Genomic DNA, 14814 nt, shown 5'->3' with positions numbered 1-14814 from the left:
CGGGCGACATGGTGTGCCCGTACTGCGGTCCGCCCGCCCGCGGCAGCAGGGGTCCGCGGATGTCGGCCGGCAGCGAAGGCTTCATCTGCGACAGAAAGGGGACTCGTCCCTTCTCTCCGGTCCCGAGACGAGGAGGGGTGCCTGATGTCCGAGTACGAACGTTCACGCACCATGCCGGCACTGCCCGAGAAGGTCTTCGACCAAGCCGCCGACGTCGACCAACTCGAGGACTGGCTGCCGACCGCACTGCACGTGCATGCCGAGGTCCCGCCCGCCGTCACCGTGCATGACGATCTCGCCGAGCGGGACACGTCCGCGCTGCTGAAGGCACGGCCCGAGCAGATGCGCATCGAGTGGGGCACCCGCGACGAGGGGTCCTACGCCGGTTGGCTCCAGGTTGCGGGCATCGGCAGCGGAACCAGTGAAGTGACCGTGCATCTGTCGTTCTTCGACGACCGCCATGACCCGGGCGAGAGCTCCGTGCACGAGGCCCTCGACAGCAGCCTGAGGCGACTGGAGGAGCAAGTGCGGCTGAGGGCCGAGAACACTCCCGGCTGACAGTCCGATCCCGCCGCCGGAATCATCGGCAGCCCCTGGGATCCCACGCTTCTCACCAGCGGAAACGGCATGGCGCAGATCCCAGAATCGCGCCTTGCGCCCGGACCCGCATCCTGACGAGAAGACGCCACCCAATTGGCCTACAAGCTTCCGATTCCCGGCATGCGGAGTACTCCGTTCGGCCCCATGCTGAGGCTGGAACTGTTGCCAATGGAGCGCCGTTCTGATCACTGCTGCACTAGGGGGCACCGTGATCCTCATAGCCCTGCTTGTCCCGGTGATACTCCTTCTGGTCATGTTCGCTCTGGACGCCCTGGAGAATTTCCTCTTCCCACCGCCGGAACAACCGGTCCTGAGAGAAGAGACAATCCCGGAGCAGGCGACATCCGAGTGATCCGGGTATCCGGGCCGTCGCACCGCTGACCGGTGGCAACCGCTGCGACGCACGCGGTTGCCGGCCGAGTTCGGCGGGATCGCTCCGTCGACCGCTCCTTTCACTCGCAAGCCGCTCCACCGTGGTGCACTGTGGGAGGCATGGGCTTGTGGCAGCGAGGCTTTTCCAGCCTCGAGCGGCCGTGGCAGTCGAAAGTCATACTGCTGGTCATTCCAGTGGTGCTCATTGTCCTGATCTCGGTCGCGGACATCATTGCCCCGGCCGACATCGTCCTCGGACCGCTTCTGGTGATCGCGCCCGCCCTCACCGCGTGGTTCGACGGCCCGTGGACGACCGGGGCCGTGGGAACGCTGGCCATGGCCGCGCAGGCGTTCATCGGGTGGCGCTCCCACGCGCTGTTCTCGCGGAACGTGATCGTCGAGGTCATCGCCCTCGGGGTGCTGACGTCCGTGGTCGTGATCATGTGCGTGCTACGCGATCGGCGTGGACGCCAGCTCGCCCAGGTGCGGTCGGTCGCCGAGGCCGCCCAGCACGTCCTGCTGTGGCCGTTGCCGACCCGGATCGGTTCGCTGCACCTCGCATGCCTCTACCTTGCGGCCGAGGACGAGGCCGAGATCGGGGGTGATCTGTACGCCGCCGCCCGCACCGAGGGTGCGGTCCGCGTGATGATCGGCGACGTCCGCGGCAAAGGGCTGCCTGCCGTCGGCGAGGCGGCCCTCGTGCTCGGCGCCTTCCGTGAGGCCGCCCATCTGCACGCCACGCTGCCCCAACTGGCCGCCGCCCTGGAGCGGAGCGTCGCCCGCTACCTCAGCGACTTCGAACCCGACGAGGAGACCGGCGAACGCTTCGCCACCGCTCTTCTGCTGGAGATCCCGGACGACGACCCCGTCATCCGGGTGACCAGTTGCGGACATGTGGCCCCTCTGCTGCTCGGTCCGGGCCGCGCCGTGACGGTCCCGGACCTCACGCCCGCGCCTCCGCTCGGCGTCGGGATGACCGGGGCCGACGTGTACAGCCTCGACGTGCTGCCCTTCGGCCCCGGCGACACCCTGCTGCTCTACACCGACGGCGTCATCGAGGCCCGCGACCGGAACGGCGCCTTCTACCCGTTCGCGGAACGCACCGCCCAGTGGGTCGAGGACGGGCCCGAGGCCCTGCTCCACCACATCAGACGCGATCTGCTCGCGCACACCGCCCGCCGTCTCGGCGATGACGTCGCCCTCATCGCCATCCGTCGTGCCGTCGGCCGGCAGCCCGGCCACCACCTCGGGCGGGTGGTGCGGTCCAGCGGATCGTGCTTCGGCCCCGAAGCGAAGGAAGCGGGTGGCGAGACGGCACACGCCGGCCAGAGCCTCGGCTGGGGCGCGGCCGGTTCCTCCCGGTGACGCGGCGGACCCGGCCTCGGCCGGCATGACCGACAGCGCGGCACCACGGACTCGGCCCGAAGGCCTTCACGTTCCACGGCGCGGAGTTCTGATGTGGCGTGTTTGCTCGGTAATCGCCTGAGTTGGCGGGAGGCCGACCCGGGCGGCGCCGAGTGGTTGCATCGTGAACGTTGTCATCATCGGTTGCAGACCGGTAGGTTCACCTGACCGTTGTGAGGGTACGGGGCGCCGATCGGCAGCGATGGCGGTGGGGGATCGGCGGGCGTTCACGGATCGGGCACGTCTGCCGGCTGAACGGCGGCGTAACGCCGAGCGAAACGTCGGAGGCTGTCGAGGCGAATGTGTCTCCGCCTCGTCAGGATGTTCATTTCTGTTCACCTTCAAGCGGTCGTATGTGAACCGTACGGTGGCCGACGGGCCCGGGCTGGCTTGTGAGGATGGGTAGGTACTGATGCGCGGTGGGGACGAGAGACCGCCGGTGTCCTATGGGGGTTCGCTCATACCCGGACAGAGAACACCGAACGGATTGCAGCAACCACTGCCTCCGCTCTCCGTGGCCGACCGGTCGCCACAGCCCCCGCAGAAATCGACGGCGGCGCAGAAGCGCGCCGCCGGCGACCGCGCGGGACGCCGGCTGTACGCCATCGACGGAATCCGTCTGTTTGCGGCGCTCATGGTGGCGGTCCACCACTATGCCGGTACGAATCGGATGAACCACGAGAACAACCGGTACTGGGGCCGCCCGGTGTCCGAGATCATGCCGACGGTCTTCCGGTTCGCCTCCTACGGATGGATCGGCGTCGAGATCTTCTTCGTCATCAGCGGGTTCGTGATCTGCATGTCCTGCTGGGGGCGTACCCCGCGGCAGTTCTTCATTTCCCGGGTGATCCGGCTCTATCCGGCGTACTGGTTCGCCATCGTGTTCACGACGCTCGTGCTGACGGTGCTGCCGGGTGTCTGGGGGCGGCTGCAACCGCGCGAACTGCTGCTCAACCTCACGATGCTGCAGACGGGTTCTGGCGTCGCGAACGTGGACGGCGTGTACTGGACCCTCTGGTCCGAACTGCGGTTCTACCTGCTCTTCCTGCTCGTCGTCGCCACCGGGCTGACCTACCGGAAGGTCGTCCTTTTCTGCTGCGTATGGGGCGCGGTCGCGATGCTCGCACCGGTGTCCGGGTTCCCGCTGCTGGAGCTGGTCGCCAATCCGGACGGCGCCTGGTTCTTCATCGCGGGGCTGGCCCTCTACCTCATGCACCGGTTCGGTCAGGACCTGCTTCTGTGGGGCATCCTCGGCATGGCATGGCTCATGGGACAGAGGGAGCTGGGGTCCCGGATCGACGAGGTCGAGCACGTCTCCAGCTGGCGGGGGAGCCTGGTGATCTTCACGGTGTTCCTGCTGGTCATGGTCGGCATCTCGCTCGGCATGACGGACCGCGTCCGCTGGAAGTGGCTCGTCACGGCGGGGACGATGACGTATCCGCTCTATCTGATGCACTACGCGGCGGGCACGACGCTGATCAACCGCCTGCGGGACACGATGGACGCCAGGCTTCTGCTCATCGTCGTGATCAGCGGCTTCCTGGTGCTGAGCTACCTCGTCCACCGCTTGGTGGAGCGGCCTGTGGCGCGGCTCATGAAGAAGGGCCTCGACTCGTCCTTCGCGCGACTGCGCAACGCCGGCAACCCGGCCTGAACCAAGGACACGGCCGAGGGGCGCCCGCGAACGCGCGGGGCGCCCCTCGGCCGTCTGCTGCCCGCACCACAGAGCGTGCACCCGAGGCCGTAGGAGCGCCCTTCCGCGCTTCGGTCGACTCGGCGCGAAGCTCCTCACACGGCCGAACTGATCACGATCACGTCCCGGCAGATCGCCCCGGTCCGCTGGGGGGAGGCGGCGGAGCCTGAGGGACTTCGGCACGGTCATCCCGGGCCGCCACCCGCGAGCAGAGGCAACTCCCCGTGCAGGGTGTGCTGCGCAAGCGGGCGGAGGCCGGGTCGGCCTCCGCCCGCCGGGATGTCAGGGTGCGTCGATGAGGCCGTACTTCGGCACGGTCACCGTGCGGGCGCCAGGCGTTCCGCCGAGGACCACCTTGCGGTAGGTGACGTTGTTCGCCGTGCTCTGTTCCTTGAGCCGGTTGTCGGGGTTGGCGATGACCTGGATGTAGTAGGTGCCGTTCGGCAGGTCCGTGATCTCGAAGGACTGACCGGGCCGGATCTGGGTGTAGGTGTCGCCGTTGCCGACATCGAGCACCTCGCGCACCGAGACGGAGGTCTCCTCACCGCAGGCGGTCGCGAGGTCGGTGTTGTACGGGTGCCAGTCGGCGTTCTTCACCGTGTAGTCGATCGCGTCGGTGTTGGCCAGGCAGAAGGCCTCCTTGCCGCTCCGGACGATCTCCTTCTTGTCGGCGCCGAGCAGTCGGTAGCTGGCGAAGTCGCTGAAGTGCCAGTGCTGGTGGCCTTCTCGGGGGTCCCACTCCATGGTGCCGGTGGGCGTGTACCCGACCTGCTTGCCCTTGGCGTCGTAGAAGTACTGGTACGCGTCCATCTTCTCTTTGCCGGGGCTGCGGAACCCGTCGACGACCAGCGGCGAGGGCCCGCCGTTCCAGACGGTGGCGCTGAAGGCCAGGTAGTCCTTGCCCGGGACGTCCCCGTCCTCGCCGTCGGTGATGGCGATGCCGTAGGCGGGCAGGGCGCGGAGATCGGGCTTCGGCGTGTTGGCGGGGATGCCCGCCCGGCCCGCCGGACGCCTGGCGGCCGGCTTCGCGCTCTTGAAGGTCTCCCTGTGGGCGTGGCCGCCACCGGCCGGCCCCTGCCCTTCACCGGTCTGGCTGCGGACCGTCACCTTGACCGTCCGGGACTGCGCGGGGATGCCGAACACGTCACGGTACTTCTTGGCCACCGAGATCGTGGCGGTGTAGACGCCGGGGGAGAGGTCGATCGGCTGCTGCTGCCTGAGTCCCGGGGACGTGGCCGCCGCCCAGCCCTTCTCGACGCCCCACACTGAGCCGAGCGCGAACGGATTGTCGGAACAGCTGTCCGGGAACTTCGAGGTGGACGGTGCGTCGGGCCGGATGCGGCCGGCCCGGGTGTTCGGGCAGAACGACTGCGTCGTGTCCGCCACCTTCGCTCCCGACCGGTCGCTGATGCTGACCTGGAGGAAGTCCGGCAGGCCGGAGAAGTCCTTCACCAGGCCGGTCGGCAGGGCCTTGGTGAGGGTCTTGGTCCCGGAGTGGATGATCTGCGACGCGACGACGGGGTCGTTGTAGGACTTGCGCGTCACCCGTAACTCGAAGGGACCTCCGTCGACGGTGATGTAGGTGCCGAGGTCCAGATAGACCCCCGGTTCACCTTCCCAGCGGTCGACGGTCACCGCGTTCGATGCGGTGATGATTGTGAGCTTCGGCGTGCCGGCCGGGGCGGCCGCTGTGGCTCCCGGTGCGGCGACCGCGCCGGCGGCGGCGACGGTGAGGGCCGCGGCGGCGACGAGCGCCGAACGGCGTACGGCTTGAGGACGGTGTCTGGTCATCGGTTCCTCGTTCTGCGTGGTCCGACTCTGCTGTGTGCCTCGTGCAGTTGCCGCAGTGATTCCTGTGCGGCACTTGTGAAAAGTGTGAGAAGACGCTTTGGGTTGCCTGTCACCCGTAAGTCGCCGTGAATGTCGGGTTGTTACCGTTTCCGGTTCGCTGGAGTCCCATGCGGCGCGTCCATGTACGCCGCGCTCGCCGACGGCCTCTTGAGGTCCCCGATCCCCCTGTAACCGAATCGGGCTGCCGCTCAGGTCCGGCGCCTGCCGTGGGGCGCCTGAGGCAAGGGGCAGGCCGGGTTCCCGGATGGCCGATGGCGGAGCTTGATGCGACGCTGGGAGACGCTGACAGCGGAGGTGGGGATCGAGACGCATGTCGTTCAACGCGTGACGATCCGGTCCCACTCCTCCTTGCGTCGGCCGCCGCAGGACATGGAGGCGGCCCCGTACACCGCGGGAGGACAACCCATGAATCGCACCACGAGAAGTCGCCTGCGCCTGGTCTCTGTGCTGCTGGCGGCGGCCGCGTCCGCGGGCCTGCCGGCGGGCGCCGGCGTTGCGGCCGCAGCGGACGTCGGCGCTCCTCAGCGGGCCTCGGTTCCCTCGTGCACGAGCGCTCAGGTCGTTGCGAACAGTGCGCGGCGCATCGGGGGCACCCAGATCGGGATCACCGTCGTCAACAAGGGTTCGAAGCCCTGCACGCTGACGGGCTTTCCCACGGTGGCTCTGGCGGGCCTGGGCTCACCGGACAAGAACAAGCCCCTCAATGTGATCCGTCAGGGCTCATCGGCGCCGGTGCAATTGGCGGTCGGCGGCCGGGCCTCGACGCAGCTCACCTTCACGCCGGTCCTGGGTGAGGCGGACGGGTACTGCGCCTCCGGCGCCACACCTTTCGCAGCGCCCTCGATCGTGGTGGGCGTCGCGGGTGGCAAGCAGCAGTTGGCTCCGGATGACGGCGGCGACTTCGCGCTCTGTGGCCAGAGCATTCGTGCCACCGCCTTCCGGGCGGCAGGTGCCTGACACGCGCGAGGATCCGCAGCCACCGGCCGGGCGATCGGCCGGTGGCTGCGGATCGGTTTGCGAGTTCCGGCAGACGAACGGCACAGGCCGTGGGTCCACCACGGTGTCGCACCGATCAGTCGCGTCCGCGACCCTTGTCCAGGCGGGCCAGCACGGCACTCGCCATGGCCTGTTCACCCTTGGCGTTGGGGTGCGCGGGGGCCGCCGGCGAGGCGGGCTGCAATGGTTCGATCCAGCGGTCCGCGGGCGCCTTGCACATGTCATGCCCCTGTGTGGGCCCGTAGGTGTCCACGTACTCGGCGTGATTCCACTGGGCCACCAGGCGAAGCATCAGGTTCAGGCGCTTCTCGGTGTCCCGCAGATAGGGAAAGTCCTTCGACGCGAACGGGACCGAGGGATAGCAACCGCTGCCGTCGTCGGGCAGCAGGTCCGGGTAGCCGACGACGAGCACACGGGCGTGCGGCGCCTTGGCGCGCACAGCCCGCAGCACACGGTCGACCTTCGGCGCCGTCTGCACGATGTTCAGCGCCAGCTGGTCGAAACCGGACGTGGCGTAGTGGCGCTGACACGGGTTTCCCGTCACGTCCGTGGAACTGAGGCCCGCGCAGGTGGCGATGATGGAGCCGAAACCGATGTCGTTGCCGCCGATCTGGACGGTCACCAGATCGGTGTCCCGTTGCACCGCGTTCAGCTGAGGGGGATTGGTGCCCTGCGGCTTCCACATGTCCTCGGTCGTCGCTCCGCCGCAGCTCGCGTCCTTGAACGCGGTCACTTCGCGCTCCGCTGCCACGATGGAGGGGTAGTTGTGGTCGGAGCGGGCGCAGGCCGCGTCCACCTGCTGCGGGATGAGGGGGCCCGAGGTGTAGGAGTCCCCGAGTGACACGTACTGCGTGTCACGGCCGTGCCCCACGCCATGCGCCGAGGCGGGTACCGCCGAAGCGGCGACGAGGACGCAGCCGCCGAGCGCCGCCCCCGCCGTGAGCGGCCAGGAGCGACGTCTCGCAGCTTCGCCAGGATGGGTGTCGTTCGCCATGCAGGTCCTCCCCCTGAAGCCAGGCCGGCACGCGGAACCGCACCAAGGACGGCTCTCGCGCGTTCGATTGGGCTTGTATACCGTTCGGTATGTCCCGCGTGCCAGAGTCGTGAACGGGGCAACTGGGCGGGGGTGCCACCCGCACCGACGAGAGGCCGGGTCCGCCGGGACCACTTGAAGTGGGTGACCCTGCGCAGAGTATGTTCAGCAGTAGTAGGCACATGCTGTCGCAGCCGGGCGCGAAGTGATCTGATGAGAGTCGCTGCCGAGTGCCCAAACAGAAGACGCTCCTGGGCTGCCCCGCCCAGGACAGTCCGCGGGGACGTGCACTCGGCGGTGCCGATGGCTCCGCACATGCCCGTAAAGGATTGGCCCGAATGGAATACCGTCACCTCGGCCGCAGTGGCCTGATCATCAGCGAGATCGCCTATGGCAACTGGCTGACCCATGGTTCGCAGGTGGAGGCGGAGGCGGCGACCGCATGCGTGCGCGCCGCGCTCGACGTGGGCATCACCACCTTCGACACGGCTGACGCCTACGCCGCGACTCGGGCCGAGTCGGTTCTGGGCGACGCGCTGAAGGGCGAGCGCCGTGAGGGACTGGAGATCTTCACCAAGGTCTTCTGGCCCACCGGGCCGGGCCGCAACGACCGCGGGCTGTCGCGCAAGCACGTCATGGAGTCGATCGAGGGGTCGCTGCGCCGTCTGCGGACCGACTACGTGGACCTGTACCAGGCCCACCGGTACGACGTCGCCACGCCGCTGGAGGAGACGATGGAGGCGTTCGCCGACATCGTCCACTCGGGCAAGGCCCACTACATCGGTGTCTCGGAGTGGCCGGCGGAGCAGATCCGGCGTGCGCACGCCCTGGCGCGAGAGCTGCGTATCCCGCTGGTGTCCAACCAGCCGCAGTACAACGCCCTGTGGCGGGTCATCGAAGGAGAGGTCGTGCCCGCCTGCGAGGAGTTGGGCATCGGCCAGGTGGTGTTCTCGCCGATCGCGCAGGGTGTGCTGACGGGCAAGTACACGCCCGGTCAGCAGCCGCCGGAGGGCTCCCGCGCCACCGATGCCAAGGGCGGCGCCAACATGATCGCCCGCTGGCTCCGCGATGACGTGCTGGAAGCCGTTCAGCAGCTCCAGCCGCTCGCTGCCGACGCCGGGCTCTCCCTCGCACAACTGGCCGTGGCCTGGGTGCTGCAGAATCCCAACGTCTCGGCGGCCATCATCGGCGCGTCGCGGCCGCAGCAGGTCGCGGAGAACGCCAAGGCGGCCGGTGTCGTGCTCGATGCCGACCTGATGGCCCGCATCGAGGAGGTCCTGGAGCCGGTCGCGGTCACCGACCCCAAGCGGGTCCACGACAACGTGCCCGAGCGTCGCCCCTGAGGCACCGGCGCCCTCACGCTTCGACGTCTTCCCGGCCAAGGGCCGGGAGGACGTCGCGGTGTGCCTGGCAGCGGCTCGTAAGACCACGCCGAGTGGGCGACTTGGCCGGCGTGCCCGCCGCGGCCGGCTCACCACTGCGCGGAACGCTAGGTTCTGTTCCGGCCTGTGGACCGGCTGGGCGGGTTGGCGTTCAGCGGACGGCCGCGAACGCGTCGCCGGCCCAGTCGGCGAACCGCGTCCAGTGGATGTGCGGTGCGGCGGCATGCAGCGCGGGGACGTCCACGCGGTAGCCCGGACCGTTGAGAAACGTCCACATCGCATGCATGTCTGGACTCTCGATCGCCTCGAGCGGTACTTGCTCGTGGCGGACTTCGTGTCCCAGGGCGGCGCTCAGCGCGGCCGCCATCTGTGCGGGCGTGGGTGCGTCACCGGCCAGTTCGATACGCCGTTCCGTGTACGCGGCGGGGCTCAGCAGCACCTCGGCCGCGAAGGCGCCGAGATCGGGCCGGGCGAGCTGCTGCAACGGCCTGTCGGCAGGCAGCGGCAGGTCGAGAATCCCAGTGCGGATGCGTTCCGCTCCGCCCAGGGCGTTGTCGAAGAAATACGTCGGGCCGAGGATCGTGTACGGCACATCGCCGGAAGCCAGCTCCTGCTCGATGCGTGCCTTGCTCTCGAAATGCGGTACGCCGCTGTCCTGGTCGGCCCCGGCCACCGAGCTGAAGACGAGATGCGGCACGCGTTTCTCGCTCGCCGCGGCCAGGATCGCCCGCCCCTGGGCCACCTCGGCCTCCACGCCGGCCTCGAAGGGAGTCGTGAACGCGAAGACCCCTCTGACCCCGTTCATCGCGGCGGCGAGCGACGTGCGGTCGCCAAGGGATCCCGCCACCACGTCGACGCCCCGGTCAGCCAGTTCACGTGCTCTCCTGTGGCCGGTGTCACGGACCAGTGCCCGGACGGGGGCGCCGCGGCCAAGGAGGGCGTCGGTCACGGCTCTGCCCTGACCGCCGGTCGCCGCAAGCACCAGGATGGGTTCGTCGACCATCGGGGGAGTCCTCCTGCACAGGTACGCGCGGCGATGGGTCATGAGCCAGCGGTACCAACGCTATCGCTCGACGTCTGGCGACGTGCACAGCGGCGCGGCAGCCTCACCGCGTACCACCGGGACCCGGCCCGGGAGCGAGGCGCCCGTACCGCGGACCTGTGGCGGCAGGCCCGGCGGCGGGAGGTCAGGCCTCGTCGGTCTCAGGGAGCAGGAGGACGGGGACGTGGGTGGCGTGGCTCACGGCGTCGGAGACACGGGGGTTGAACCAGGCGGCGAAGGTGCTGCGGTGGTGGGGGCTGAGCACGAGCAGGTCGGCGCCCACCCGCTCGGCGGCGGCGGTGATCGCGGGGGCGACCTCGGTGATGAACTCACCGAGCAGTTCGCCCTCGGCGCTGACACCGGCGTCACGCAGAGCTGCGAGGGCCTCGTCGAGCACCTGCTGGGCTTCCTTCTCGTCCTCCAGCGGCATGACGACGGTGCCGACCGGCGCGGTGGTGGCGATGTGGAGGACGTGCACCGTGCTGTCGAACTTCTGGGCGAGAGTGGTGACGGTGTCGAGCGAACCCTGCGGCAGCGGGGTCGGGTCGACGGCCAGCAGAATACGCTGGAACATGCGGGCTTCTCCTTGAGGTGAAGAGACGGCGGGGCACCGACGGTCCGCTCATGGTGGGTGCGACCGCCCATGCCGCAGAAAGGGATCAGCCCCTTGTCAGGGACGGTCCGTTTCCATGGCCCAGTCAATCATGTGCCCCTCGGCTCCTTGAGGGCGAGGTCAGGGCGATCGTGCGGGGTCAGTCTCGGCGGGCCACCAGCCGGTACGCGTTGGACAGCCGCAGCCGGCCTCTTCGGTGAACAGGTAGGCGGTGCCGATGAGGATGCCGACGACCGCTCCGCGTGCGTTCAGCGGAGCGGTGAGTGCGGCGACCATCGCCGCCGACCGCTCGTCATGGACGCCGCCGGCGAAGAACACCTCCACGTCCTGCGCGGTGTTCACCTCCGCGCGGTCCAGAAAGTCCTCCAGGACCGCGAGTTGCGCCTCCCACAGCGGGAAGCTGCCGCGCGGCCCGACATGGCCGCCGCACTCGGATCCCTCGAACACGAACCGGCGTGCGCCGGCCTGGAGGAACTGCCGCAACAGCCCGGGCGAGGGTACGTGCAGGAAGGTGCGGATCCCGTCCCGCTCCAGCGCCTCGGCCTGCGACGGGCGTCCGCCCGCGATGATCGCGTGCGTGGGCCGTACCTCTCGCACGACCTCCAGTTGTGCGTTGCGCACGTCTTCCGGTGCGAAGCCGAGGACGCCGACCCCCCAGGGACGCCCGGCCACCGCGCTGCGGGTCTTCGTCAGCATGGCCCGGGTCTGCTCGCCGTCGGCGAGCGCGAGCGCCAGGAACGGCAGGGCCCCGTCCGCGGCGACCGCGGCGGCGAACGAGGCCTGGTCGCTGACCCGGGTCATCGGCCCCTGCGCCACCGGCAGCCGTGTGCCGAGCGCCCGGCTCATCGCGGAGCCCGGCAGCAGCGCCCCTGCGGGCGTGTCGTCCCGTAACGCATCCCGCACGGCCTCCGCCAAGGCCCGTACCGTCCGCGCGGTGTTGCCCCAGAGCCCGGCGAATCGGGCGGCGAGGAAAGCATCCTGACCGACCGGCAGCAGCTGGGTGGCCGGATCCTGCGCGCCCAGTCCGGCCGCCACCGCCTCCGGTTCGGTGTCCGTCACCCCGGGGGGCGTCCCGGCCGCGGCGGAGCAGGACCCGGTGGCCGGCCAGGACGACGGTCTCCGAACCGTCCAGGGACCGCAGGGCCGCGGCGACCGCCTCGGGCAGTGCCGACTCGGCGAGCAGCGCGAACTGGCTGTCGAGGACGACGCCTGCCGCGCCGCCCGCCACGGCCGCGGCGGCCGATGCCGCCGCAGGCCCACACCGGGAGCTCCACACCGGATGCGGCGAGCAGTTGCTGCAGCAGGACGAAGGTGCTCAACTCCCCGATCCGGCCGCCGCACTCCCTGCCCCGGGCGATCAGCCCGTGCCCCCCGGCGCGGACCGCCTCCCGTGCCTGGTGGAGGTCGGTGACCTCCACCAGGACGCGATGGCGCGCGGCCACATCACCGATCTGCCAGGGCGCGTCCGCGGCGAGGACCACCGTCCCAAAACCCTCGTCGCCGTCCGTCTCCCGTACGAGGTCCGCGGGGACCAGGCGGCAGCGCGGGCCGACGCGTATCCCGAACGCTCCCGGTGCCGGCCGGTGAAGCCGCGCCAGCGCCTCGCGGGATCTTCGGTCGCCGTCTCCCAGGCCGAGTACGCCGAGCCCGCCGGCGCGACTGACGGCCGATGCCAGTCGTGCGTCGGGTTCACCGAACGGGGTGATGCCGATGATCATGTCCTTGGAGCGCACAGCAGACGTCATGGTTCTCCGCATCAACGGGAACTGCACGGTGGGGGGTTCAGGACAGCAAAACGGTGCGTCGGCTTCTACCCGGACAGGGGACACCTGGGAACGCCGATTCATAGCACTTGCTGGAACGGGTTTATAGTCCCGTTATTACTCACTGGTCAACGTTGAACCAGTCGCACGCCGTTAGTGCGCATCGTTTCGGTCAATCGCGGAGGGCCGATCCGATGGCAGAAATCGACGGAATCCGATTCGGGCACGGCGCCGTTCACGCCCGTCTCACATTGCCGAAACCACATGACTGAGCGAATGGGCTCAGGCCGGCTGTGCATGTCCGAATAGAGACGCAATTTGCCGTCGCCCATGGCCGTCTGGGAGATTCCCGGTGTCGGCCGGAGGTGACCGGGAAACACGTGTGAGCAAGTCGTCATCCGTTCAGGGGCCTGTGGCGGGACGGCCTCCGGTCTCCAGGACGAACCAGGTCCTCGTGGAGGTGTGCGCAGACACACCGAACGGAATGCACAAGGGGCCGTGAAGCGGTCACTGTTCCGCGAGTTGGAGTGCGAGGCGAGCGGCGGTGGTGACCGTCGAGTCGAACGCCCGGCAGGCGACAACGGCGTGGGTGACTCCGGTCGCCGTACGGATCAGGTCCAGTCGCATGGTGTGACCCGTAGGCGGGCGTACCAGACGGGCATCCATCCAGATGGTGATGACGCTGACATCCGTGGTGCGGCTGCGCTCGCCGCTCAGCAGACGCGTGTCGCCGTGGACGGCGGTGGTGCGCAGAGCGGGGAGGTCCGCGTCGTCCGCGGTGAGCGTGCCATCCGTGGTCAGTGTCCAGCGGACATGTGCGAGGCGGTCCGCCACGTCCTGCGCCTGGGTGAGTGATCCGGACAGCGGTTGCACGGAGATGACCCGGAGTGTGCGGAACGACCACGTCCGGTCAGGGGTCGGCCGGGCGGTGCCGTGGTCCTCGGACAACCGAGCGTCCGAGAAGGACGGAATCCCTTCGGGGCGGACAGGACGTGGGGGCCGCGAACGGCTGGGGCAGGGTGTCGGTGAGGCGGTCGCCCCGGCCGGAGGGGTGGCGGCGACCCCCGGGCCCTGGTCTCCGGCCTGCTGGGAGGACCCACCGGCAGTCGGCCCGACCGGAAGAAGTCCCACAGCCGGCGCCAGCAAGGGGAGCAGAGCCGAGGCCACATAGGCGGCGCGAGAGAAGGTGTCGGACGGCTGCCCGCGCCATCCCCACAGCCGGGACCATGCGCCGGCGATCAGCGGCCACAGCGCGATGGTGGCCAGCATCGCCCACCACACCGGTCCCGCTATGAGCTGTTCACGGGCGAGCGACACGGCCTTTCGGGTGGCCTCGGCGCGGTAGGAGCCGCCCAGCAGCCGGTAGGCCGTAACGGCACCGAACAGGTCCAGCAGGTTTCCGGCCAGCACTGCCGCGGGCCACAGGAGCACCAACAGGAGCTGGACCGACGGCCGTTCGGTGCGGGAGGCGAACCAGCGGCGCACCCCGACGGGCGGGTGGTACAACCGGGCCAGACCACCCTCGGCGCGCCGGTCCAGGGCGTTCAGCGCCCGCAGGTGCGTGCGCTGTCCGGCGGTCCGGGCGGCGTGGCGGTCGGCGGCCAGTTCCGCCGTCCACAGGGCGCCGACCACGATCAGCAGTACCTTGACCACGCTCAGGACCACCAGGACGATCTCAGCCGGCATCAAGGGCGCGGCCACGTTCCCGGACGCGAACAGCAGCGCCACCGGCAGCAGTCCGAACACGGCGAAGACATACGGCCATGCCCGGACCAGACCGGTGAACGGACTGCCGAGCCCGGCGACATGCTGCTCGCCGTACCGGAGGTGACCGACCTCGTGCAGCAGTACGGCCTCGGCTGCTTGCCGGTCCTGCACCCACAGGTGGATCAGAGGGCTGAAGACTCCGATCCGTGCGGTCCGCCGGCCACCGGGATAGACACGCGCGAGGAGGTCCCGGCGGCCGCTGACACGCAGCTCGGTGCCCGGCGCCTGCTCGGCGAGGAAGCGCCGCATCTGGCCCCGGGGCGGAGGATGCTACGGGGCGCAACGATTCAACTACACT

At 69.4% G+C, this 14814-nt stretch carries 13 protein-coding genes; 6 read left to right on the top strand and 7 right to left on the bottom strand.

The annotated features are described in order from the left end of the window. The first annotated feature begins 144 nt into the window (after nucleotides 1–144). From ABZ904_RS25950 to ABZ904_RS25935, 4 genes are all read left to right on the top strand, one after another. The gene (locus tag ABZ904_RS25950) at nucleotides 145–558 is read left to right on the top strand and encodes an SRPBCC family protein (RefSeq protein ID WP_361825737.1); all 414 of its coding nucleotides are present in this window, start codon (nucleotides 145–147) and stop codon (nucleotides 556–558) included. A 250-nt stretch (nucleotides 559–808) separates the two neighbouring features. Then, nucleotides 809–952 carry a hypothetical protein gene (locus ABZ904_RS25945; protein ID WP_359400510.1) on the top strand — a complete coding sequence of 48 codons (144 nt, stop codon included), beginning with the start codon at nucleotides 809–811 and terminating at the stop codon, nucleotides 950–952. Nucleotides 953–1092: 140 nt separating this feature from the next. Continuing rightward, nucleotides 1093–2337: a PP2C family protein-serine/threonine phosphatase gene (locus tag ABZ904_RS25940; protein ID WP_361825735.1), complete on the top strand. Its 1245-nt coding sequence runs from the start codon at nucleotides 1093–1095 to the stop codon at nucleotides 2335–2337. A gap of 451 nt (nucleotides 2338–2788) precedes the next feature. Further along, nucleotides 2789–4030: an acyltransferase gene (locus ABZ904_RS25935; RefSeq protein ID WP_361825733.1), complete on the top strand. Its 1242-nt coding sequence runs from the start codon at nucleotides 2789–2791 to the stop codon at nucleotides 4028–4030. Between the two features lie 321 nt (nucleotides 4031–4351). Here ABZ904_RS25935 and ABZ904_RS25930 read toward each other — a convergent pair whose 3' ends face one another. Continuing rightward, nucleotides 4352–5860: a lysyl oxidase family protein gene (locus tag ABZ904_RS25930; protein ID WP_361825731.1), complete on the bottom strand. Its 1509-nt coding sequence runs from the start codon at nucleotides 5858–5860 to the stop codon at nucleotides 4352–4354. A 465-nt stretch (nucleotides 5861–6325) separates the two neighbouring features. On the opposite strand from ABZ904_RS25930, the gene ABZ904_RS25925 reads away from it, so the two are divergent. Further along, complete coding sequence (locus ABZ904_RS25925; RefSeq protein ID WP_361825729.1) at nucleotides 6326–6877, top strand: DUF4232 domain-containing protein; 552 nt, start codon at nucleotides 6326–6328, stop codon at nucleotides 6875–6877. Between the two features lie 115 nt (nucleotides 6878–6992). On the opposite strand, the gene ABZ904_RS25920 is transcribed toward ABZ904_RS25925, so the two are convergent. After that, entirely contained in the window at nucleotides 6993–7910 is a 918-nt protein-coding gene (locus ABZ904_RS25920) for an SGNH/GDSL hydrolase family protein (RefSeq protein WP_361825727.1), read from the bottom strand. A gap of 377 nt (nucleotides 7911–8287) precedes the next feature. On the opposite strand from ABZ904_RS25920, the gene ABZ904_RS25915 reads away from it, so the two are divergent. Then, complete coding sequence (locus ABZ904_RS25915; protein WP_359400528.1) at nucleotides 8288–9292, top strand: aldo/keto reductase family protein; 1005 nt, start codon at nucleotides 8288–8290, stop codon at nucleotides 9290–9292. 190 nt (nucleotides 9293–9482) lie between these two features. Here ABZ904_RS25915 and ABZ904_RS25910 read toward each other — a convergent pair whose 3' ends face one another. The 5 genes from ABZ904_RS25910 to ABZ904_RS25890 form a co-directional block, all read right to left on the bottom strand. Further along, nucleotides 9483–10334: an NmrA/HSCARG family protein gene (locus ABZ904_RS25910; RefSeq protein ID WP_361825725.1), complete on the bottom strand. Its 852-nt coding sequence runs from the start codon at nucleotides 10332–10334 to the stop codon at nucleotides 9483–9485. 184 nt (nucleotides 10335–10518) lie between these two features. Next, nucleotides 10519–10947: a universal stress protein gene (locus tag ABZ904_RS25905; RefSeq protein ID WP_360995216.1), complete on the bottom strand. Its 429-nt coding sequence runs from the start codon at nucleotides 10945–10947 to the stop codon at nucleotides 10519–10521. 159 nt (nucleotides 10948–11106) lie between these two features. After that, nucleotides 11107–12045, bottom strand: coding sequence for a nitronate monooxygenase (locus ABZ904_RS25900; RefSeq protein ID WP_361825723.1), 939 nt, complete (start codon nucleotides 12043–12045; stop codon nucleotides 11107–11109). Continuing rightward, a complete protein-coding gene (locus ABZ904_RS25895; protein WP_361825721.1) occupies nucleotides 12042–12731 on the bottom strand; it encodes a hypothetical protein in 690 nt (229 codons plus the stop codon). Before ABZ904_RS25895 ends, ABZ904_RS25900 begins: the two co-directional genes overlap by 4 nt. 525 nt (nucleotides 12732–13256) lie before the next feature. After that, a complete protein-coding gene (locus ABZ904_RS25890; RefSeq protein ID WP_361825719.1) occupies nucleotides 13257–14765 on the bottom strand; it encodes a M48 family metalloprotease in 1509 nt (502 codons plus the stop codon). Nucleotides 14766–14814: the final 49 nt, after the last annotated feature.

Source organism: Streptomyces sp. NPDC046900 (assembly GCF_040644975.1).
GTDB lineage: Bacteria > Actinomycetota > Actinomycetes > Streptomycetales > Streptomycetaceae > Streptomyces.
This window is presented reverse-complemented; position numbering and strand designations above follow the sequence as displayed.

Bases quoted from the DNA above. Each gene is read 5' to 3' on its own strand.
- ABZ904_RS25950 (WP_361825737.1), top strand. From the start codon at position 145: ATGTCCGAGTACGAACGTTCACGCACCATGCCGGCACTGCCCGAGAAG.
- ABZ904_RS25940 (WP_361825735.1), top strand. From the start codon at position 1,093: ATGGGCTTGTGGCAGCGAGGCTTTTCCAGCCTCGAGCGGCCGTGGCAG.
- ABZ904_RS25935 (WP_361825733.1), top strand. From the start codon at position 2,789: ATGCGCGGTGGGGACGAGAGACCGCCGGTGTCCTATGGGGGTTCGCTC.
- ABZ904_RS25930 (WP_361825731.1), bottom strand. From the start codon at position 5,860: ATGACCAGACACCGTCCTCAAGCCGTACGCCGTTCGGCGCTCGTCGCC.
- ABZ904_RS25925 (WP_361825729.1), top strand. From the start codon at position 6,326: ATGAATCGCACCACGAGAAGTCGCCTGCGCCTGGTCTCTGTGCTGCTG.
- ABZ904_RS25920 (WP_361825727.1), bottom strand. From the start codon at position 7,910: ATGGCGAACGACACCCATCCTGGCGAAGCTGCGAGACGTCGCTCCTGG.
- ABZ904_RS25915 (WP_359400528.1), top strand. From the start codon at position 8,288: ATGGAATACCGTCACCTCGGCCGCAGTGGCCTGATCATCAGCGAGATC.
- ABZ904_RS25910 (WP_361825725.1), bottom strand. From the start codon at position 10,334: ATGGTCGACGAACCCATCCTGGTGCTTGCGGCGACCGGCGGTCAGGGC.
- ABZ904_RS25905 (WP_360995216.1), bottom strand. From the start codon at position 10,947: ATGTTCCAGCGTATTCTGCTGGCCGTCGACCCGACCCCGCTGCCGCAG.
- ABZ904_RS25895 (WP_361825721.1), bottom strand. From the start codon at position 12,731: ATGACGTCTGCTGTGCGCTCCAAGGACATGATCATCGGCATCACCCCG.
- ABZ904_RS25890 (WP_361825719.1), bottom strand. From the start codon at position 14,765: ATGCGGCGCTTCCTCGCCGAGCAGGCGCCGGGCACCGAGCTGCGTGTC.